The sequence below is a fragment of the Bacillus sp. FSL E2-8900 genome (assembly GCF_037966225.1).
GTDB lineage: Bacteria > Bacillota > Bacilli > Bacillales > Bacillaceae_G > Bacillus_A > Bacillus_A cereus.
Genome location: NZ_CP150193.1, coordinates 3,434,627 through 3,452,469, shown reverse-complemented (window position 1 = coordinate 3,452,469; position 17,843 = coordinate 3,434,627). Strand labels below are relative to the sequence as shown.

Here is a 17,843-nt window from a genome sequence, read left to right as displayed (position 1 = left end):
TGGATGTGTGATAGTGAAATGAGGGAAAGAAATGAAGTACGTGACGCTTTTACTTCAAGTAGGCGTGCTATATGTATTTAGCCTAGTGGGTACGTGGATTCAAGGAGTATTCCATCTATCAATGCCAGGAAGTTTAATAGGGATGTTAATGCTGTTCCTGCTCCTTTCCACTCGCATTTTACCGTTAAAATGGTTTGAGTTAGGTGCGGAAAAGTTAATCGTATTTTTACCGTTATTTTTAATCCCTTCGACAACAGGGCTGATGGAATACGGGTCTTTTCTTTTCAGTAAGGGGAGTATTATATTCCTTTTAGTAGTTGCAAGTACTGTAGTAACTTTGATTGTTTCAGGGTATATAAGTCAATTATTAATAACAACAAAAAAATAAAATCGACAAGGTGCACGATTCAAATGGTCTTAATTATTATTACTGTAGCAATTTATTTCTTGGCGACAAAGCTATATGAAAAATTTACGTTTGCATTTACGTTACCGGTGTTAACAGTTACGGCAATTATGATTTGTTTATTTTTCATTTTTGGTATTTCTCATCATGAGTATAGGGAAAATGGAGGAGACATTCTTTCAAGCTTATTGAGCCCTGCAATTGTAGCATTAGCCATACCTCTATTTAAAGAGCGAAAGATACTTATGAAAAATTTTTTATCGATACTTATTGGAGTAGTGATAGGTATAGTGGCTGTAACGAGTATGAATGTAGTGATTGGCGGAATTTTAAATATAGATAAGGAACTTATATTAACTACTTTACCACAGTTAGCAACGATGCCTATTGCCCTATCATTAGCGGATCAAATTGGTGGTATTCCATCTATGACTTCTAGTTTTGTAGTTGTTGCAGGAATAACAGGTGCTATGATCGGACCAACAGTACTTAAGTTTTTCCGTATAACAAGTACGATTGGAAAAGGAGTTGGAATGGGCTGTGCATCACATATTATCGGTGTGAGTCGTTTAGTGAAAGAAGGCGAGAAAGAAGCGACTATCGGTTCGGTAACGATGATTGTAACTGGAATACTTATTAGTATACTAATACCGTATGGAACGAAATTTATTTTTTAAATGTAATGGAGATGATAACAATGACAACATGGTTTATAGTTACATTATTTGTTTTTGGAGCTATTAAAGTATTAGTTTCTAGCATGCCCACTTCTGTTGTAGAATCAATTATTAGTAGATTTGAATTGCATCAAAAGCTTGAGGCGGAAAATACTTCTATATCGATAGATGGAAAAAATATAGAGGGAGAAATGAAACTACAAGTTATTCATGAATTTAATGAGGCGTTGTTTTTAGATAAACATTATTTCCCGCCGCACGGAGAAGGGACACCAATAGTCATTGATACGAAGAAAGGGAGTAAAGAGATTAAATTTTCGCTATATAGCTATGAGGAACATGTTGATGTCATTAAGCAATATAAGAAGAAAGTCGTTGCCTATCGTTTACGCTCTAAAAGCCTTCAAACATTGACACCATTAGTAATAACGGAAGAGTATGCGTAAGAAGAGACCTATAATGGTCTCTTTATTTTTTTATCCAATTATATACGTTCCAAATAAAAGAATGAAAAATTATATAACCAAATAAAGAATATGTATGGTTCCAATTCGCACTATGTACAAATAAACCTAAACTTTCAGCAATCTGTTCAAAAAGGCTAGCACAAATACCGATTGAAATAATAAATGAAATTCTAGAAACTTTAGATAATTTTTTTGAAATGTGTATAAAGATAACTGTTAAAATCGGCAGTACGAACAATGTAAAAGCTATATTAACCGAAAATGTGGATGAGAAGGGCCTAGCCGGAAAGGAATATATTTGTTTATGAACAAAAAAGGCATCTAAGCAAGTTGCAATAATAGAAGAGAGAAAGATTGTAACTACTAATGCTAGAAACTCATTCTTCTTCTCGGAGGAGGACATTTTTCTTTGCGAGAATGGCGATTTCAATTTTTTCGAGTGTTTTGCAGTAGTCTTCTGTAATTTGTCCATTTATATTTTCCTCCTTATCAACTAAGTAATTTACAACTTGCCAATCGGTAAACCAATCTTCACTGTCAACTTCTTCATGCTTCATATCTCGCCATGCATAGATGAGTGCAGGGCTGTATATACGATAAGCGCCATTTCGTAACTGGCATTTCTTAATTCGGCGCTTATAAAACTCACGGGAAAAAGATTCATTTACACTTGAAAATAAATGGGGCCAGTAATCTTTCCTAGATCCTGTATGTGGATGGTGTTGAGCCCAGCTTATTATTTGAGATAAAACATGTGTATCTCGAAATAATAATGAGTACAATCTTTTTCCGATTAATATCCGTTCATGTAAGGAAGTGAAATGTTTCATTGTATCACCAAATAGTAATACTTTTTGTTTCTTATCATTTTCGTAGAATGGGAAAAGAATATGATTAAACTGAAAGAAATCAAAGAGTTTAAATCCAATACTATTTAGTACAGTCTTTTTAAATTGTACATTTTGAATCACTCTTTTTTCTAAGTAGTTTTGTTCATTAATAATAGTTGCAATCGCTAAAGTTTTTTTGTTACCTGTTTTCCAAAAATGGTTCCACATCGTTTCCATAAATGTAGAAACATTTAGGTGAGAAAGAAGGTGAAATAACTTTTGTGATCTCTTTACACTTTGTTCGTAAAGTAAAAATTGAGGGTATACATCTTGGAAAATAAGCCAATTCCCTCTTTCTAAAAAAGAAAAAAATATGAATTGATCTTTCTCTGATAAAATTCTCGTATATAAATCCCCCTTTAAATCAGTCATATTCCAACCGCCGTTACGTGATACCATATGTCCAAGCAGTGCCCAATGTATTTCTGGATATTGAATGTAAAATTGGTAGTATGCGCGTGTTCTTGTAACATTATTTTTATTTAGCTGTTCTGTTTGTATTTTTATTTTGTTGATGATGAGTTGTTCTTCTTTCGTTAATTTATACATGGTGTCAGAAGGAATAAGCTTGCTTTTTTGTTTTAATTCATTTTTTACGTCGAATAGGGAGAGAGGCAGTGCTTTGGAAGGTCCGTTATATGTATGATTTGAATTGCTTCGGTCCATTCCGTTACCTCCCTTTTTCATAAATTTAAACATGATTATTGGCTATGAATCATTCTATTTATTTTATTACGAGTATAAGAAATAAATGAGCGGTGTTTTTTTACAAGGAATTTATTTATCATGCAAACAGTATAAAAAATCTTACTGTTGTGAGGTGAAATGAAAAACAGAAACTATGTTTAATAGTTTCTGTTTTTTTATTTTGTCAATTAAATGTAACAAACGACGATTATGATTTGAATCAATTGAAAATAATTCAATAAATATTATTTAAATTGAGATGTTTCGTAGGAGGAAAAAGAATGTTAAATAAAATAATTTTAATTACTGGTGGGACAGGTTCGTGGGGGCATGAACTTATAAAACAATTATTAGAAAAATCACCGAAAGAAATTAGAATTTTTTCAAGAAATGAAACGGTTCAGTTTGAAATGCAGCAAAAGTATATAAATGATGATAGGTTAAAATTTATTATTGGAGATATTCGTGATAAAGATCAACTAGTCTATGCTTGCCAAGGTGTACATTATGTGTTCCATCTTGCAGCTTTAAAACATGTTCCAGTATGTGAGTATTATCCTTATGAAGCTATAAAAACCAATATACATGGTACGCAAAATGTAATTGAAGCCTCTATACAGATGCAAGTTGAAAAAGTTATATATGTTTCAACGGATAAAGCAGCCGATCCATCAAATACGTATGGGATGACAAAAGCAATTGGTGAAAAATTAATGGTTCATGCGAATATACAAACGAAGAAAACAAAATTCATTTGTGTTCGTGGTGGAAATGTTTTGGGAACGAGTGGAAGTGTAGTACCACTTTTTAAACAACAAATTAAAAGATCTTCACCAGTAGGGATTACCGATGCGAATATGACTAGATTTTTCTTAACAGTTGAAGATGCTGTTGGATTGTTATTTAAAGCAGTATATCAAGGTAGAGGCGGGGAAATCTTTGTTATGAAAATGCCGGCATGTAAAATAACAGATTTAGCAGAAATATTAATTGAAGATTCAAAAAAAGAAAATATTAAGGTGAAAGAGGTAGGGATAAGACCGGGTGAAAAATTAAGTGAAATGCTTCTATCTGAGGTAGAGAGTAAAACAAGTATAAGTTTTGATCAAAATTATTTTGTGGTACTACCGACGATTCCTATCGAAGGACTTCAAGAATATTATTCTAGCTATCCGCTAGTGGATGTGAAGAGTTTTAGTTCTCAACAAGACTTGCTTGCAAAACATGAGGTGAAACAAATGCTATTAAAAGGAGGGTTTTTGCGATGAAAAAAAATGCGAGCCTTTTAATAACTGGTGCAAATGGTTTCACAGGACGCCATGCTTGCCACTATTTTTTAGAGCAGGGCTTTCATGTAATTCCTATGTTTCAAAATCGTGCACATAGAGAAAAAATTAGAAATGGTATTACGTGTAATTTAACTAATAAGAGCGAAGTAATGAAGGTAATGAAACAAATAAAGCCAGACTACGTATTGCATTTAGCAGGAAGGAATTCGGTTATAGAATCTTGGACAGCTGCTCTTGAGTATATAGAGATTAATGTAATAGGAACGTTATATTTATTAGAAGCAATTAAGCAAGAAGCCTCGCATTGTAGAACATTAGTTATAGGATCTGCTTTGCAAGCAGATAGTATGAACGAAATAAAAATTTCAAATCCATATAGTTTAAGTAAAACGATGCAAGTCATTATCGCAGAGGCTTGGGGAGGATTAATGGATTCAAATATTATCATTGCAAAGCCCTCAAACTTAATTGGTCCAGGGGAATCGAATGGCATTTGTTCGATTCTCGCAAAGAAAATGATAGATATAGAATCAGGTAGAAGTAAAGCCATTATTGAAGTAAACAGTTTGAAAGATAGTAGAGATTTTCTAGATGTACGTGATGCGATTAAAGCGTATCATGTGTTATTACGAGATGGAATAAATGGAAAACAATATAATATCGGATCAGGAGTAAAACAATCTTTATTAAATGTACTAGAACAATATAAAGAATTAACACAGCTAAATTTTTTTATAGAGGAAACAGGGAAAAGTGGGAGCGACTCAAATGAGAGTTTAGCAATAGAGGAAATAAAAAGGTTAGGTTGGATCCCAGAAATTGAATTTCATCAATCATTAAAAGATGTACTTGAGTATGCGAAGTGTAGTGACATCTGCATGCAATGAAAAACAAAAAAGGGTGTAAGAAATATATGAATGATTATGAAATAATAGATAATCAAAATACGCTATTTCTTTCAATTGTTGATACGTTGGATTGGAGAGATGAAGAAGCGCATGTATTGCGTCTGTATGAGGCAATACATAAATATCAAGCGTATGTAGAAGAAAAAAGGGTTAATCAAATAAAGTCAGCATTAGAGACGGAAACTAGGTATGTGATTCAAATCTTTGCTCAATACGAGTGTAGTGAGTATGGAAATGATTTTTATGAACTCATTAACGATCTTTTACAAGATATAGAGGTGGAGTTAAAGATTTATATAAAAAATAATAAGTTTATTTACATTTAAAAGGTAAAGAGAAAGCTAGATTTTTAATAATAAAGGTGGGTATAAGTTATGAGCAAAACGATTCTTTTTACTGGGGGCGGTACAGCCGGACACGTTATGATTAATATTGTATTAATTCCTAAATTTATAGAGAAAGGCTGGAGAGTCGAGTATATTGGATCCAAAAATGGAATTGAAAAATCATTAGTGCAAAATGTTAAATACAATAGTGTTTCAACGGGAAAGCTTAGGAGATATTGGGATTGGGAGAATTTTAAAGATCCTTTTAAAATTATACGCGGTTGTTTACAAAGTTATAATTTAATTAAGAAAACAAAGCCTGACGTTATCTTTTCAGCAGGAGGATTTGTTTCAGTTCCTGTAGCTATAGGAGCATGGTTAAATCGTGTGCCTATAATTATACGTGAACCAGATAGCACATTAGGGCTTGCCAATAAAATAGCATTACCTTTTGCTACAAAGCTATGCACAACATTTCCTCAGACAGGAGAAAATGTAAGTAATGAGAAGAAGGTTTATGTAGGACCAATTGTAAGGGAAGAAATTGAGAAGGGTAACGTATTACGAGGAAGAAGATATTGTGAATTTCAGCAAGATAAACCAGTATTATTAATTATGGGTGGGAGTCAGGGTGCTAAGTGGATAAATGATATGGTAAGGGAATGTGTAGATACAATACTATTAAACTTTAATATTATTCATATATGTGGTAAAGGGAAGGTAGACCCATCTATTGGCATGGAGGGATATATGCAATTTGAATATATAGGCGACGAGTTGCCGCATATACTAAATATGGCAAGTGTTGTAGTTTCTAGAGCCGGTTCTACTGCTATTTCTGAATTGTTATTTTTGAAGAAACCGATGTTGCTTATCCCGTTAACTAACAGTTCCAGTAGGGGAGATCAAGTTTTAAATGCTGAATATTTTTCACGGCAAGGATATGCGGAAGTTATACTCCAAGACAGAGTAAGTACGAATACATTTATACATGCAGTAAATAAGTTGTATACAAATAAGGAGAAATATATTCAAAACATGAATGGATATAAGAAAACAAATGATGAGGGAATTCATCAAATAATAGATATAATAAATGAAGTGGTGAAGTAATAGAAATGTAAATAGAAAAACAAAAGGAAAGAAGGTATCTTCTTTCCTTTTTGCTATATTTGTTCTAATTAGTTATGTACTATGGGTGAATGCCTTTTTCTAATAGCTCAGTAAATGCATGAATATGGATAGGTTTACTGTAATAATAACCTTGAATAAACTGACATTTATTTTTTTGAAGGAAATTTACGTGCTCTTTCGTTTCTACACCTTCAGCAATGACAGACATTCCTAATGTATTTGCTAATGTGATGATCGTTTTAATAATTTCCATTCCATCATCACATGTTTCAGACATTGTAATAAATTCTCTCGGGATTTTTAACGTATCAATTGGATACAAAGGTAAGTAGGCTAGCGAAGAATAACCTGTACCAAAATCGTCGATAGAAATGTGAATCCCTAAACTTTTTAGTGTACGCAGTTTTATCAATGTTTCTCGCTCATCCATCATTGCAATTCGCTCTGTTAATTCAAGATCAAGAGAGCTTGCTGGTAAACCTGTATTTGTTAAAGTAGAAGAAATAGATTTTACAAAATCCTCTTGTTCAAATTCCTTAGCAGATAAATTTACACCTATTTTTAAATGTGAATATCCGAGTGCATGCCAACGTTTCATTTGTTTACAAGCCTGCTCTAATGTCCATTTACCTATTGAAATAATTTGTAGTGTTTCTTCTGCAATCGGAATAAACTCGTATGGAGAAATAATACCTAATTCAGGATGATTCCACCTAATTAAAGCTTCTGCACCGATAATTTTATTAGATTCACTATCAACTTGAGGTTGATACAAAAGGAACAATTCTTCATTTTGTAGTGCGTTTGGTAAATCTTTTTCTAATCGCAATCGTCTTTCAATTTTTTTAGCGATTACATCGTCATAAATAGATACAGAGTTAAGTTCTTTTGCTTTTGCATCATACATTGCAACATTAGCGTTTTTCAGAAGTGTAGCGGTATCGATTCCGGAATGTGGATAAATAGCGATGCCGATACTCAGTGATAAAGTTAATTTATGCTCATGTATGATAAATGACTTTTTCATGCATTTAAATAATTGGTTACATAATTGGAATAAGTAATCTTCGTCAGTATAGTTTTCAATTATGATTGTAAATTCATCGCCACCGATTCTTGAAAGATGAGTATGTGATGGAAGACATGATTGGAATCGCTTTGCTACTTCTTCTAATATGTAATCTCCTGATGAATGTCCAAGTGTATCGTTAATTGCTTTAAAGCGATCTAAATCTAAATATAATAATGCAAACTCGCTTTCTGTTATTTCAGCATTTTTTATAACTCTCTTTAATTTCTTATGGAAAAAGGCACGGTTACCAATTTTCGTTACAGTGTCATGGAATGCTAAATATTTTATTTCTTCTTGCTGTTTTTTTAGTGCAGTAATATCTTTCACCATAATATAGCTTCCTGAAATTTGTCCGTCTATTATAATAGGAATGATTGTAACGTATAAAAAATAAGTAAAGCCATCTTTATATTGAGAACTAAGTTGTAAGAATGCCGATTCTTGTTGTTTCACTTTTTCTAATGCCAATGCTAGCTTATGCTTATCTTCATCTAAAATGATCGAAAAACAAGTTTCACCTAGTAACTCATCCGTTGGTGCCCCAAGTAGTACACTCCCAGCCTTATTTACATTTAAGAATATTCCATTTAAATCAATGGTGAAGATAGGGTCAGGATGATATTCATATAATGATTTAAACTTTTGCTGTTTTTGAGAAAGAGCCTCTGATTTATGAACTAGATCAGACGTCCGTAAAGTAACTTTTTCTTCTAGTTGGGCATTAAATGCCTGCAAACGTTTTGTTAAGGAATTGTTTTGCATACGTACGATAGAATGACGAATGAGTACGAAAATAAAAGTAATACAATTTCCTGTAATGAGAGTTGAAGATGATGTTTGTTCTTTTAATGTAAACCCGATTAGTATTGCAACAGCAAGATAGGGAAATACAACTAAAGCTTTTTTTCCTATTATAGGGTTTACAAGGAAATAATTTTTATGGCTATTATGATCTTCTGAAATAGAGCCAGCTATTGCAATAAGTAATATAGGTATTCTATATAAAAGACGTAATAATATTATCGTTTCAGTTGATAAGTGGTTATTTAAGTAAAAATAAATATAGTTAAAAGTTGCAGAACTTATTAATACAAAAATAAAGATATAAATTTTCCGTTTGGAATTAAAAATTGTTGGACGGAAAATGAGACTAACACCTAGCAGTAGAAATAATAAATCTGCAATTGGGTATAAAAATGAAAGGAAAACATCTCCTAGTGAAAGAGCGAATATATTTAAATTTGGTTGATTAAATAAATACCATTCTAATGTAAATATGGAAGTAAGCACTATGCATATATCACAAATAAAGAACGCTTTTTCCCATTTATTGCATTCCTTTAAGATTTTATAGCAGAAAGCGATAAGACAGAAAAATAGAAAAAACATGTAAAATACATCAGAAACCGTAAAACGATGTATTGGAATTTCGAAGAAGCTATCTTGATATGTATATACTATTTTCCCTAATAAAAAACTACCAATTGCTATTGTAATACATATCCAAAACGGATTTGAACTGACTTTTTTAGAATATATAGAGTAAATCAGTGATACAAATGTAATGGCTTCAACGACAAGTGAAGCGAAGCGTACATCTGAATTTGAAAAATGAGTAGGGAATAGATAGAAAAACATAAAATAGATTGAATAGCATATTAATGTTCCGATTAATATACATAATTGTAAATTTTTATTTAATTTCAATGAAATCACCTTCTTTAATTATGCACTATGTTCGTTATATCTATACATAATAATATTATTTAAGAATTGTATCAGATTTCCTTATAAAAATCATGTTTATAAGGAAAGTGTTAAAGAGTGTAAGTATTCTTAAGGTTGAAAAAATATTGCGGTTGATAGTACAGACTGTATTAAGACTTTAAATAGAAATTGTATATTTAGTCATCCTTTGAATTGTAAAGTTTTTTTAGTGATTTGTAAGTGGAGATGCAAAATTGCATATAAAATGATGAGTATCTTTTTTGGTGAGCTTTTTATTTTTAATCTGAAAATTAATATTTGCGAAAATGTTGAGAAAAGATATAAAATAAGAACGTGTATTCTTACAGAGTGGAATAGTATTGCCACTAAATAGGGAGGCTTTTTTATGATATATCGAATTAAAGATGCAGAAATATACTATGAAATTGTGGGAGAGGGTAAACCGGTCATTATCATACATGGCTGCGCCCCTGACCATAGGTTAATGATGAAATGTATGGAATCAGTATTTCAGAAATATGAAGGTTATAAGCGAATATATATTGATTTACCTGGAATGGGAAAATCGAATGCTCCAAATTGGATAAATAGTTCAGATCGTATAGTAGAAGTGCTTATCACATTTATTGAGGAAATCATTTCTACTGAAAAATTTTTATTGGTAGGAGAATCATATGGAGGCTATTTAGCCAAAGGTATACTTGCAAAGATGTTTGAGAGAGTTAGCGGATTACTATTAGTATGTCCTGTTATTGTAGCGGAGTCAGAAAAAAGGATTCTTCCATATAAACAGGTAATTGTACAAGATGAGGAATTTTTAAATACGCTCACTTCCACAGAAAGAGAGGAATTTTGTGAGTTAGCTGTAATAGCAAATGAATATACATATAAGCGATTTAAAGAAGAAATTAAGCCTGGGTTAGATGTTGCTAATTATGAATTTATTGAAAGGTTACAAAAGAATTACTCTCTTACTATGGATTTTCAGCATGAAAAATATGAAAATCCCGTTCTTTTACTGACTGGAAGACAAGATATATCAGTAGGTTATCAAAATATTATAGAAATTATTGAAGAATATCCAAGGGCAACATTAGCAGTGTTAGATATGGCAGGGCATAATTTGCAAATTGAGCAGCCTGAATTATTTGAGAGTTTAGTAGGAGAATGGATTAGACGAACAAATCAGCACAGTTTATAAAGTATTTTAGTATTACCCCTAAGTGTTGAAATGGGATAAATGAACGTGATTTATTAACTTATCTCGCTATTTGCCGGGCAGCCCGATTAGTGAGGGCTGATTAAAGTTTCACTTTATAAAAAATTTTAAGGAGAAATTATGAGCACATATATTTATATGGTTAGACATGGTGAATCACCAAAACTAGAAGGAAATGAAAGAATGCGTGGATTAACTGAGAGGGGACATATGGATGCCCGTAGAGTAACTGACATATTAAAAGCGGAGAGGATTGATACTTTTATTTCCAGTCCTTATAATCGGGCTATGCTAACGATAGAGGAGTCAGCTAATTTCCATGAAAAAGAAATAGTAGTATATGAAAATCTTAAAGAGTGTATGTTTTCAAGTGAGGATCAGGTTATATCAGACAAAGAGGTGTATCCACTTGTACAGAAGATGTTCTCTAATCCGGACTTTGCACGAACGGAAGGAGAGTCATATGCAGATTGCCAGAGAAGAGTAGTGAAAGTATTAAAAGAAATCTTAATGGATTTTCGAGGATGCAAAATTGTAATTGGTACACATGGGCTTGTCATGACATTAATGATGAACTATTTTGATAAACAATATGGTTTTGAATTTTTAATGAATACGTCAAAACCGGATATATATAAGATGGAATTTAAAGAAGAACAATTAATGAATGTAGAGAGATTATGGAAAGCTGAATAAAATTAGTTGCATGGATTTTGTTGTAAAAGTTACTTTTATAGCAAAGTCTTTTTTTGAATAGAAAGCATCTTTATCAATTATTGTTAGAATGTTAAATAAATAAGTAATTATTCAGTCTTTGAATAAATTATGGAGAAATTGGTTTAGGGAAACAATTTTAAATGTGTCAAAATTCCAAACGTTGGATTTATATTCAATAGGAGAAAAAGATGTAGAATTTTGTCTTACAGTCCCCGTTTACTTTTCATTTCATTACATATAGGCTTTGTGGTGTAAGGGAGGACATTGCCTTTACGTAAAATCTATAAGGAGGTCATTGTAATGAAACAGATTAAAAAGTTTGCGGGAGTTGCTTTAGCAGGTACGATTGGATTAAGTGGACTACTGTTTTTAGAACCAAGTGTAAGCGTTGCGGAAGCACAGCAAGTGAAAGTAGAAAATTTCAATACAATTGATGTAACGATGAATCTAAATGAATTGTATGTATTAAGTGGCAGAAGCATTGATATTCTTTCTGGAGATAAAGAAGCAATTCAGTTAAATAAATACACAATTAGTTTTAATAAACCTGGGAAGTATGTGATTAAAGTAAATGGCTGTATTTATGATGATGTATATACTTTTATTGTAAATGAGTAGTATATATTCTTAAATTGCGAGATAAAAACAGCAACACCCTATTTGCGATGAGAGTCGTAAATAGGGTGGATTTATTTGTATTAAGCTGTACTTTAAATATGTTCGCTAATTTTCTTTTTGCCATGTAAAGTATGTAAAAGTGTTTGAAACATCTTAAATGATTGCTGAAAGATTGGGCTTTGAATAAAGGTGTACAGAAAAGTTACGATGAAAACAGGACCTCCTAGCATAAATCCAATAACTAGTACAATACATTCTACTATGATTCTAGCACGGCTAATAGAAAGTCCTGTTTTGTCTGAAATAGTAAGCATGAATCCATCACGGGGTCCAGCGCCAATCCCAGCCGCAACGTACATACCTCCCCCGATACCTGTAATGGCAATACCAGAAAATAAAATGAGTAAGTTTATCCATAAATAATTACTAGCGTCTGGAAGCATGTTTGATTGTAAGAAAAAGTCCATAATGGGACCGATAAGTAGTGCATTCAAAAATGTCCCCACATTTATATATTTTCGATCTACTAGTAAAGATATTAGAACGAGACATAACCCACATATGACACTCCACGTACCGATGGTCCATCCAAACTTTTGGTAGAGAGCCATATTTAAAACTTCCCAAGGGTGCAAGCCGAGAAATTTAACTTTGACTGCAAGAGCGTTTCCAAGGCCAAAGAAAATTAATCCTAAGAAAAAAAGAAAATAGCGAAAGAGAGTTAGCCTCATCTTTACAACCTCCCATATTTTATAATTATGTATGTTACCTGTTACAGTTTTAATGTACAAATATTATGTCTTTTTATCATTCGTTTAAAAGTGTTAACAATGTAAATGAAATATACATCTTCACAGTCAAAAAAGTTAAAATATTTCGTTTTAAGGATTATAATGGAGGGAGGAACATAAAAGGGAGTGAATGAAATTGAAACAAGAACTTATTGAAAGATTTACGAGATATGTAAAAATTGATACGCAATCAAATGAAGAAAGTCATACAGTACCAACAACACCAGGACAAATTGAGTTTGGTAAGTTATTAGTGGAAGAGCTAAAAGAAATTGGTTTAACAGAAGTAACGATGGATGATAATGGCTATGTAATGGCAACACTTCCAGCTAATACGGACAAGGATGTTCCTGTAATCGGATTTTTAGCCCATTTAGATACGGCAACAGACTTTACAGGGAAAAACGTCAAACCACAAATTCATGAAAATTTTGATGGTAATGCAATTACGTTAAATGAAGAGCTAAATGTTGTGTTAACACCAGAGCAGTTCCCGGAATTACCATCATATAAAGGACATACCATTATTACAACTGATGGTACAACACTTCTAGGAGCAGATGATAAAGCTGGTCTTACAGAAATTATGGTTGCAATGAACCATTTAATACATAATCCGCAAATTAAGCACGGGAAAATAAGAGTAGCATTTACACCGGATGAAGAAATTGGTCGTGGGCCAGCGCATTTTGATGTAGAAGCGTTTGGTGCATCATTCGCTTATACGATGGATGGAGGTCCATTAGGTGGTTTAGAGTATGAAAGTTTTAATGCTGCAGGTGCTAAGTTAACGTTTAACGGAACGAATACACATCCTGGAACAGCGAAAAATAAAATGCGCAATGCTACTAAACTGGCTATGGAGTTTAACGGGTATTTACCAGTAGAAGAGGCGCCAGAATATACAGAAGGCTATGAGGGATTCTATCATTTACTTTCTTTAAATGGTGATGTTGAGCAAAGTAAAGCGTATTATATTATTCGAGACTTTGATCGTGAAAATTTTGAGGCACGTAAAAATAACGTTAAAAATATTGTGAAGACTATGCAAGAAAAATATGGCGAAGATGCAGTCGTTTTAGAAATGAATGATCAATACTATAACATGCTTGAAAAAATTGAACCGGTAAGAGAAATTGTTGATATTGCATATGAAGCAATGAAAAGTTTAGACATTGAACCAAATATTCATCCGATTCGCGGAGGCACAGATGGATCACAATTATCATATATGGGATTACCGACGCCGAATATTTTCACTGGTGGTGAAAACTATCACGGTAAATTTGAGTATGTTTCGGTAGATACTATGGAAAAAGCTGTTCAAGTTATTGTGGAAATTGCAAGACGTTTTGAGGAGCAAGCTTAAAAAAGAACCAAGTAGTACGAATGTGCTACTTGGTTCTTTTAATATAGTACTCGCCACAAATAAAAAGTCGCATAAGACTCCCAATTAGCCCAGTTTGCCGCGAAATCTTTTATTTCATTTTTAGTCGGTTTATTTTCGGAACCTGTTATAAATTTAATTGCATTATGCAGACCAACATCATCAATTGGAAAAGCTGAAGGAAATCTTAAACAACGCATTAAAACATAGTTGGCAGTCCATGGTCCTATACCATGGATAGCGGTTAATTGTTTCTCAGCAACCTTTACATCTTGTGTTTGCAGTAAATCCTCTTTTAATAGTTTTCTCTCTGTAATAAGCTTCGCAATACCGATTAAATATTCACATTTTCTAGTCGTCATTTTTAATTGTTGGAGATCTTCTACATGTAGATTTGCAATTGTTTCAGGTGATGGGAATATCCAATGCTTTCTACCGTCCCATTCTACATAACTTCCAAATTGCTCAACTAATCTTCTTTTTAGCGTATAAGCATATGTTAAGTTAATTTGTTGACCGATAATTCCCCAGGAAAGTGCCTCAAATAAGTCTGGAATACCTAAAGTACGAAGGCCGTAATATTGTTCAATTGGTCCTTGAAGGAGTAAATCATGTTTAGCTAATGTATAAAAGGGAGCTAAATCAGTAGTTAAATCAAACCATTCTTTTACATAGTTAGCTACAGCTTCACGTATCGATTTTTCAGATGTATATGATTCTTCTAAACAATGTATTTGAATATTGCCATCTGTATTCACACTAATTTCAACTAAAGGATTTACATCTTGAACAGGGATAACTTTATAAATTTTGTTATCTTCAATATGGAACATACATTCATTGTTAGAACGTGATAGATAACGTAAATTTTCTTGGAAACAAAATTCTTTTGGAACTGCTATAGATAATACGCTATTATATTCTGCTGTCATATGAATTCCACCTGCAACTTTTCTAATGTAAGCAATTTTTTCTTCATTTCTAATCCACCCCTAAATCCGGTTAGTTTCCCATTCTTCCCAATAACGCGGTGACAAGGAATGGTGATAAGAAGAGGATTAGCAGCAATAGCAGAAGCAACGGCGCGCACAGCTTTAGGTTTTTGAATTCTTTCAGCAATTTCTGTATAAGAATATGTCTTTCCATAAGGAATTTCACGTACCGTATTCCAAACAGATAATTGAAAATTAGTTCCATAAGCATCGATAGGGAATGTAAAAGTTTCTCGCTTGTTTTCTAAATACTCGATAACTTCTTTCGTATATATTTGCAAGTAATCTGGACTATGGATCAATATATGTTGGGGCAGTTTTTTTCTAGCCCATATATTTAATTCTTCAAAGTTTTCGTCTTGTGATCCAATGAAACATAGTCCATTTTCAGTTGCAGCAATATGAAATTGCCAATTTTTATGTGTAAGTAGCGTCCAATATATATAATTATTTTTGTAGGAATTCATTATCGTATCCCTCTTTCATCTCGTTCTTTTTTCGATATTCAGTAGGAGTAAATCCGGTTTTCTTTTTAAATAAAGTTGCAAAATATTCTGGGTTTTCTATCCCGACAGCAGTACTAATTTCTTTAATAGATTGATTTGTGTGTAAAAGGTATTCGGTTGCTTTAAGAATCCTGAATTGTTGTATATATTCTATAGGAGTTAGCCCTATTATTCTTTTGAAAGTACGTTGTAAATGAAAAGGGCTACCGTGACACATTTCCGCAAGCATGTCGAGAGTTAAAGATTTGTCATAATGCTTTTCGATATAGTCTTTAATTTGTTTTACCCACTCTTCATTAGGTAAAGTGATTCCATTTGGCTTACAACGTTTGCACGGGCGAAAGTTTTCACTTAATGCTTGCTCTGCATGATGAAAAATTCGTACATTGTTTCTATTCGGTATTCTTGATTTGCATGATGGTCTGCAAAAGATTCCAGTTGATTTCACAGCATAAAAGAATTTGCTATCATAGGAAGAATCATTATGAATAATTGCTTGCCAATACTCATTTGTTAATGTAACTCCTTCATTGTGCATAGAACATCACCTCTGAAATTAGTATAACCTGAATAAAGTGCGTATGTATGTATTCATAAATGTAAGAGCAAGATTACAAAGGTGAAAATATTGGATGGCGTTTAGATTATTTTGTTGTTTCGGAACGAATGAAAGACCAAATAACAGAAGCGAAAATTAATAGTGAAGTAATGGGGTCAGACCATTGTCCAGTTGAATTACATATAAATTTCTAAAAAAAAGAAGTATCTCCCTAATATTAGGGAGATACTTCTTTTTTTAATTCAGTTTGTTAAAATTTTTCAAATCATTCTTGAAATAATTTCATATTAAATATATACTTAGTAACGATAATCATTATCAGTGAAAATGATTATCAAGTGATGAAGGCGTAAAAGAATTATAGTCTAGGGGAAGTGAACGGGAATGAGTTCTGGATAAAATTATTAATCTAATGAAATATATATATGGGACAAGATTCATATAGTTAAATTTTATTGAGAATATAGTTTGAAAATTCGAGAGGAGACATATAAAGATGAACAAGAAATTATTTACTTTAGGGATGGTTACAGTTTTAAGTGTAGGTTTAGCGGCATGTAATAGTGCGGATAAAACTTCAGGCGAGCAAAAACAACAGACAAAAGCTACGGAAACGAAAAAAGATGAAAAACGAAAAATCACATATTTAGGTAAAGAGTATACAGTGCCAGCAAAAGTAGATAAAATTGCGACAGCTAGTTTAGAGTCAATGGAAGATGCGGCAGTACTTGGAATTAAACCAGTTGGTGCCATTACTGTAGGTGGTAAATTACCAAAATATCTTGAAAAAGAGTTAGAAGGTGCTAAATCTGTTGGTGAGAAAATGCAACCCAATTTCGAAACATTACTACAATTAAAACCAGATGTTATTACATCGAGTACGAAATTCCCAGCAGAAACAGCTGAAAAGTTTACGAAAGTAGCTCCTACATTCCCGGTATCACACGTTTCAACAAATTGGGAAGATAACTTAAAGTTAATGGGAGAATTAACTGGTAAAAAAGATAAAGCAGAAAAAATTATTAAGGATTACAATTCGGACGCTGAAAAAGCAAAAGCAAAACTAGGAGATAAGTTAAAAGATAAAAAAGTACTTGTCATAAGACTAAGAGCAAATGAATTATTCCTATATCCAGAAGGAGTATACTTCAACCCTGTAATTTATAAAGATCTTGGACTAACTGCTCCAGAACAATTGAAAACTGTAAAAGCACAAGAGAAAATTTCATTTGAAAAACTTGCTGAACTTAACCCAGATTATATTTTCTTACAATATGAGGCAAGTGAAAATAAAAACCCGAAAGTGTTAGAAGAAATTGAAAGTAATCCAATTTGGCAAAGTATGAATGCTGCGAAGGAAAAGAAAGTATTTGTAAATGTTGTAGATCCAATGGCACAAGGTGGTACAGCTTGGAGTAAAACAGCATTCTTAAAAGAAGCCGTGAAAAATTTATCTAAATAATACAATAA

19 protein-coding genes and 1 pseudogene are annotated in these 17,843 nt (G+C 32.5%); 13 read left to right on the top strand and 7 right to left on the bottom strand.

Annotation, left to right across the window (positions count from 1 at the left end):
- The first annotated feature begins 31 nt into the window (after positions 1-31).
- The 3 genes from NST90_RS17595 to NST90_RS17585 are packed head-to-tail and all read left to right on the top strand — an operon-like array spanning position 32 to position 1,529.
- Positions 32-388 carry a CidA/LrgA family holin-like protein gene (locus NST90_RS17595; RefSeq protein WP_000878492.1) on the top strand — a complete coding sequence of 119 codons (357 nt, stop codon included), beginning with the start codon at positions 32-34 and terminating at the stop codon, positions 386-388.
- 23 nt (positions 389-411) lie between these two features.
- On the top strand, positions 412-1,083 hold the full coding sequence (locus tag NST90_RS17590) for an LrgB family protein (protein WP_025709015.1): 672 nt from the start codon (positions 412-414) through the stop codon (positions 1,081-1,083).
- 20 nt (positions 1,084-1,103) lie between these two features.
- Complete coding sequence (locus tag NST90_RS17585; RefSeq protein WP_025709013.1) at positions 1,104-1,529, top strand: YfmQ family protein; 426 nt, start codon at positions 1,104-1,106, stop codon at positions 1,527-1,529.
- Positions 1,530-1,551: 22 nt separating this feature from the next.
- Here NST90_RS17585 and NST90_RS17580 read toward each other — a convergent pair whose 3' ends face one another.
- Entirely contained in the window at positions 1,552-1,953 is a 402-nt protein-coding gene (locus NST90_RS17580; RefSeq protein ID WP_033667178.1) for a CBO0543 family protein, read from the bottom strand.
- Positions 1,928-3,106 carry a DUF2515 domain-containing protein gene (locus NST90_RS17575; RefSeq protein ID WP_025709012.1) on the bottom strand — a complete coding sequence of 393 codons (1,179 nt, stop codon included), beginning with the start codon at positions 3,104-3,106 and terminating at the stop codon, positions 1,928-1,930. Before NST90_RS17575 ends, NST90_RS17580 begins: the two co-directional genes overlap by 26 nt.
- A 302-nt stretch (positions 3,107-3,408) precedes the next feature.
- Between NST90_RS17575 and NST90_RS17570 the strand changes: the two genes are divergently transcribed.
- Genes NST90_RS17570 through NST90_RS17555 form a run of 4 tightly spaced genes read left to right on the top strand, consistent with a single transcriptional unit; the run spans position 3,409 to position 6,763 of the window.
- Entirely contained in the window at positions 3,409-4,395 is a 987-nt protein-coding gene (locus NST90_RS17570) for a UDP-N-acetylglucosamine 4,6-dehydratase family protein (RefSeq protein WP_025709010.1), read from the top strand.
- Positions 4,392-5,303, top strand: a complete 912-nt coding sequence (locus NST90_RS17565) for an NAD-dependent epimerase/dehydratase family protein (RefSeq protein ID WP_000739075.1) — start codon at positions 4,392-4,394, stop codon at positions 5,301-5,303. Before NST90_RS17570 ends, NST90_RS17565 begins: the two co-directional genes overlap by 4 nt.
- Complete coding sequence (locus NST90_RS17560) at positions 5,300-5,650, top strand: DUF6572 domain-containing protein (protein ID WP_015055176.1); 351 nt, start codon at positions 5,300-5,302, stop codon at positions 5,648-5,650. Before NST90_RS17565 ends, NST90_RS17560 begins: the two co-directional genes overlap by 4 nt.
- A 48-nt stretch (positions 5,651-5,698) precedes the next feature.
- Positions 5,699-6,763 (top strand): undecaprenyldiphospho-muramoylpentapeptide beta-N-acetylglucosaminyltransferase, encoded by a 1,065-nt coding sequence (locus NST90_RS17555; RefSeq protein WP_000047564.1) that lies wholly within the window; start codon positions 5,699-5,701, stop codon positions 6,761-6,763.
- Between the two features lie 79 nt (positions 6,764-6,842).
- Here NST90_RS17555 and NST90_RS17550 read toward each other — a convergent pair whose 3' ends face one another.
- Positions 6,843-9,563, bottom strand: a complete 2,721-nt coding sequence (locus tag NST90_RS17550; RefSeq protein WP_025709007.1) for a bifunctional diguanylate cyclase/phosphodiesterase — start codon at positions 9,561-9,563, stop codon at positions 6,843-6,845.
- 406 nt (positions 9,564-9,969) lie between these two features.
- Here NST90_RS17550 and NST90_RS17545 point away from each other — a divergent pair, with 406 nt between their 5' ends.
- The 3 genes from NST90_RS17545 (at position 9,970) to NST90_RS17535 (ending at position 12,138) form a co-directional block, all read left to right on the top strand.
- A complete protein-coding gene (locus NST90_RS17545; protein WP_025709005.1) occupies positions 9,970-10,785 on the top strand; it encodes an alpha/beta hydrolase in 816 nt (271 codons plus the stop codon).
- Between the two features lie 138 nt (positions 10,786-10,923).
- A complete protein-coding gene (locus NST90_RS17540; protein WP_000109179.1) occupies positions 10,924-11,499 on the top strand; it encodes a histidine phosphatase family protein in 576 nt (191 codons plus the stop codon).
- Between the two features lie 321 nt (positions 11,500-11,820).
- Positions 11,821-12,138 carry a hypothetical protein gene (locus tag NST90_RS17535; protein ID WP_000809495.1) on the top strand — a complete coding sequence of 106 codons (318 nt, stop codon included), beginning with the start codon at positions 11,821-11,823 and terminating at the stop codon, positions 12,136-12,138.
- Between the two features lie 92 nt (positions 12,139-12,230).
- Here the strand turns inward: NST90_RS17535 and NST90_RS17530 are convergent, their stop codons facing one another.
- The gene (locus NST90_RS17530) at positions 12,231-12,869 is read right to left on the bottom strand and encodes a YitT family protein (RefSeq protein WP_001241256.1); all 639 of its coding nucleotides are present in this window, start codon (positions 12,867-12,869) and stop codon (positions 12,231-12,233) included.
- Between the two features lie 196 nt (positions 12,870-13,065).
- Here NST90_RS17530 and pepT point away from each other — a divergent pair, with 196 nt between their 5' ends.
- Complete coding sequence (pepT, locus tag NST90_RS17525) at positions 13,066-14,298, top strand: peptidase T (RefSeq protein ID WP_000807014.1); 1,233 nt, start codon at positions 13,066-13,068, stop codon at positions 14,296-14,298.
- A 38-nt stretch (positions 14,299-14,336) separates the two neighbouring features.
- Here the strand turns inward: pepT and NST90_RS17520 are convergent, their stop codons facing one another.
- The 3 genes from NST90_RS17520 to NST90_RS17510 are packed head-to-tail and all read right to left on the bottom strand — an operon-like array spanning position 14,337 to position 16,352.
- On the bottom strand, positions 14,337-15,248 hold the full coding sequence (locus NST90_RS17520; protein ID WP_000123520.1) for a DNA-3-methyladenine glycosylase 2: 912 nt from the start codon (positions 15,246-15,248) through the stop codon (positions 14,337-14,339).
- Complete coding sequence (locus tag NST90_RS17515; RefSeq protein WP_001089833.1) at positions 15,245-15,775, bottom strand: methylated-DNA--[protein]-cysteine S-methyltransferase; 531 nt, start codon at positions 15,773-15,775, stop codon at positions 15,245-15,247. Before NST90_RS17515 ends, NST90_RS17520 begins: the two co-directional genes overlap by 4 nt.
- Positions 15,756-16,352, bottom strand: a complete 597-nt coding sequence (locus NST90_RS17510) for a bifunctional transcriptional activator/DNA repair enzyme AdaA (protein WP_006922223.1) — start codon at positions 16,350-16,352, stop codon at positions 15,756-15,758. The genes NST90_RS17515 and NST90_RS17510 overlap by 20 nt, the downstream gene beginning before the upstream one ends.
- A 77-nt stretch (positions 16,353-16,429) precedes the next feature.
- On the opposite strand from NST90_RS17510, the pseudogene NST90_RS17505 reads away from it, so the two are divergent.
- Both NST90_RS17505 and NST90_RS17500 read left to right on the top strand, forming a co-directional pair.
- Positions 16,430-16,567, top strand: a pseudogene (locus NST90_RS17505) (exodeoxyribonuclease III); the annotation flags it as partial.
- A 302-nt stretch (positions 16,568-16,869) separates the two neighbouring features.
- On the top strand, positions 16,870-17,835 hold the full coding sequence (locus tag NST90_RS17500; RefSeq protein WP_001035506.1) for an iron-hydroxamate ABC transporter substrate-binding protein: 966 nt from the start codon (positions 16,870-16,872) through the stop codon (positions 17,833-17,835).
- Positions 17,836-17,843 lie beyond the last annotated feature (8 nt).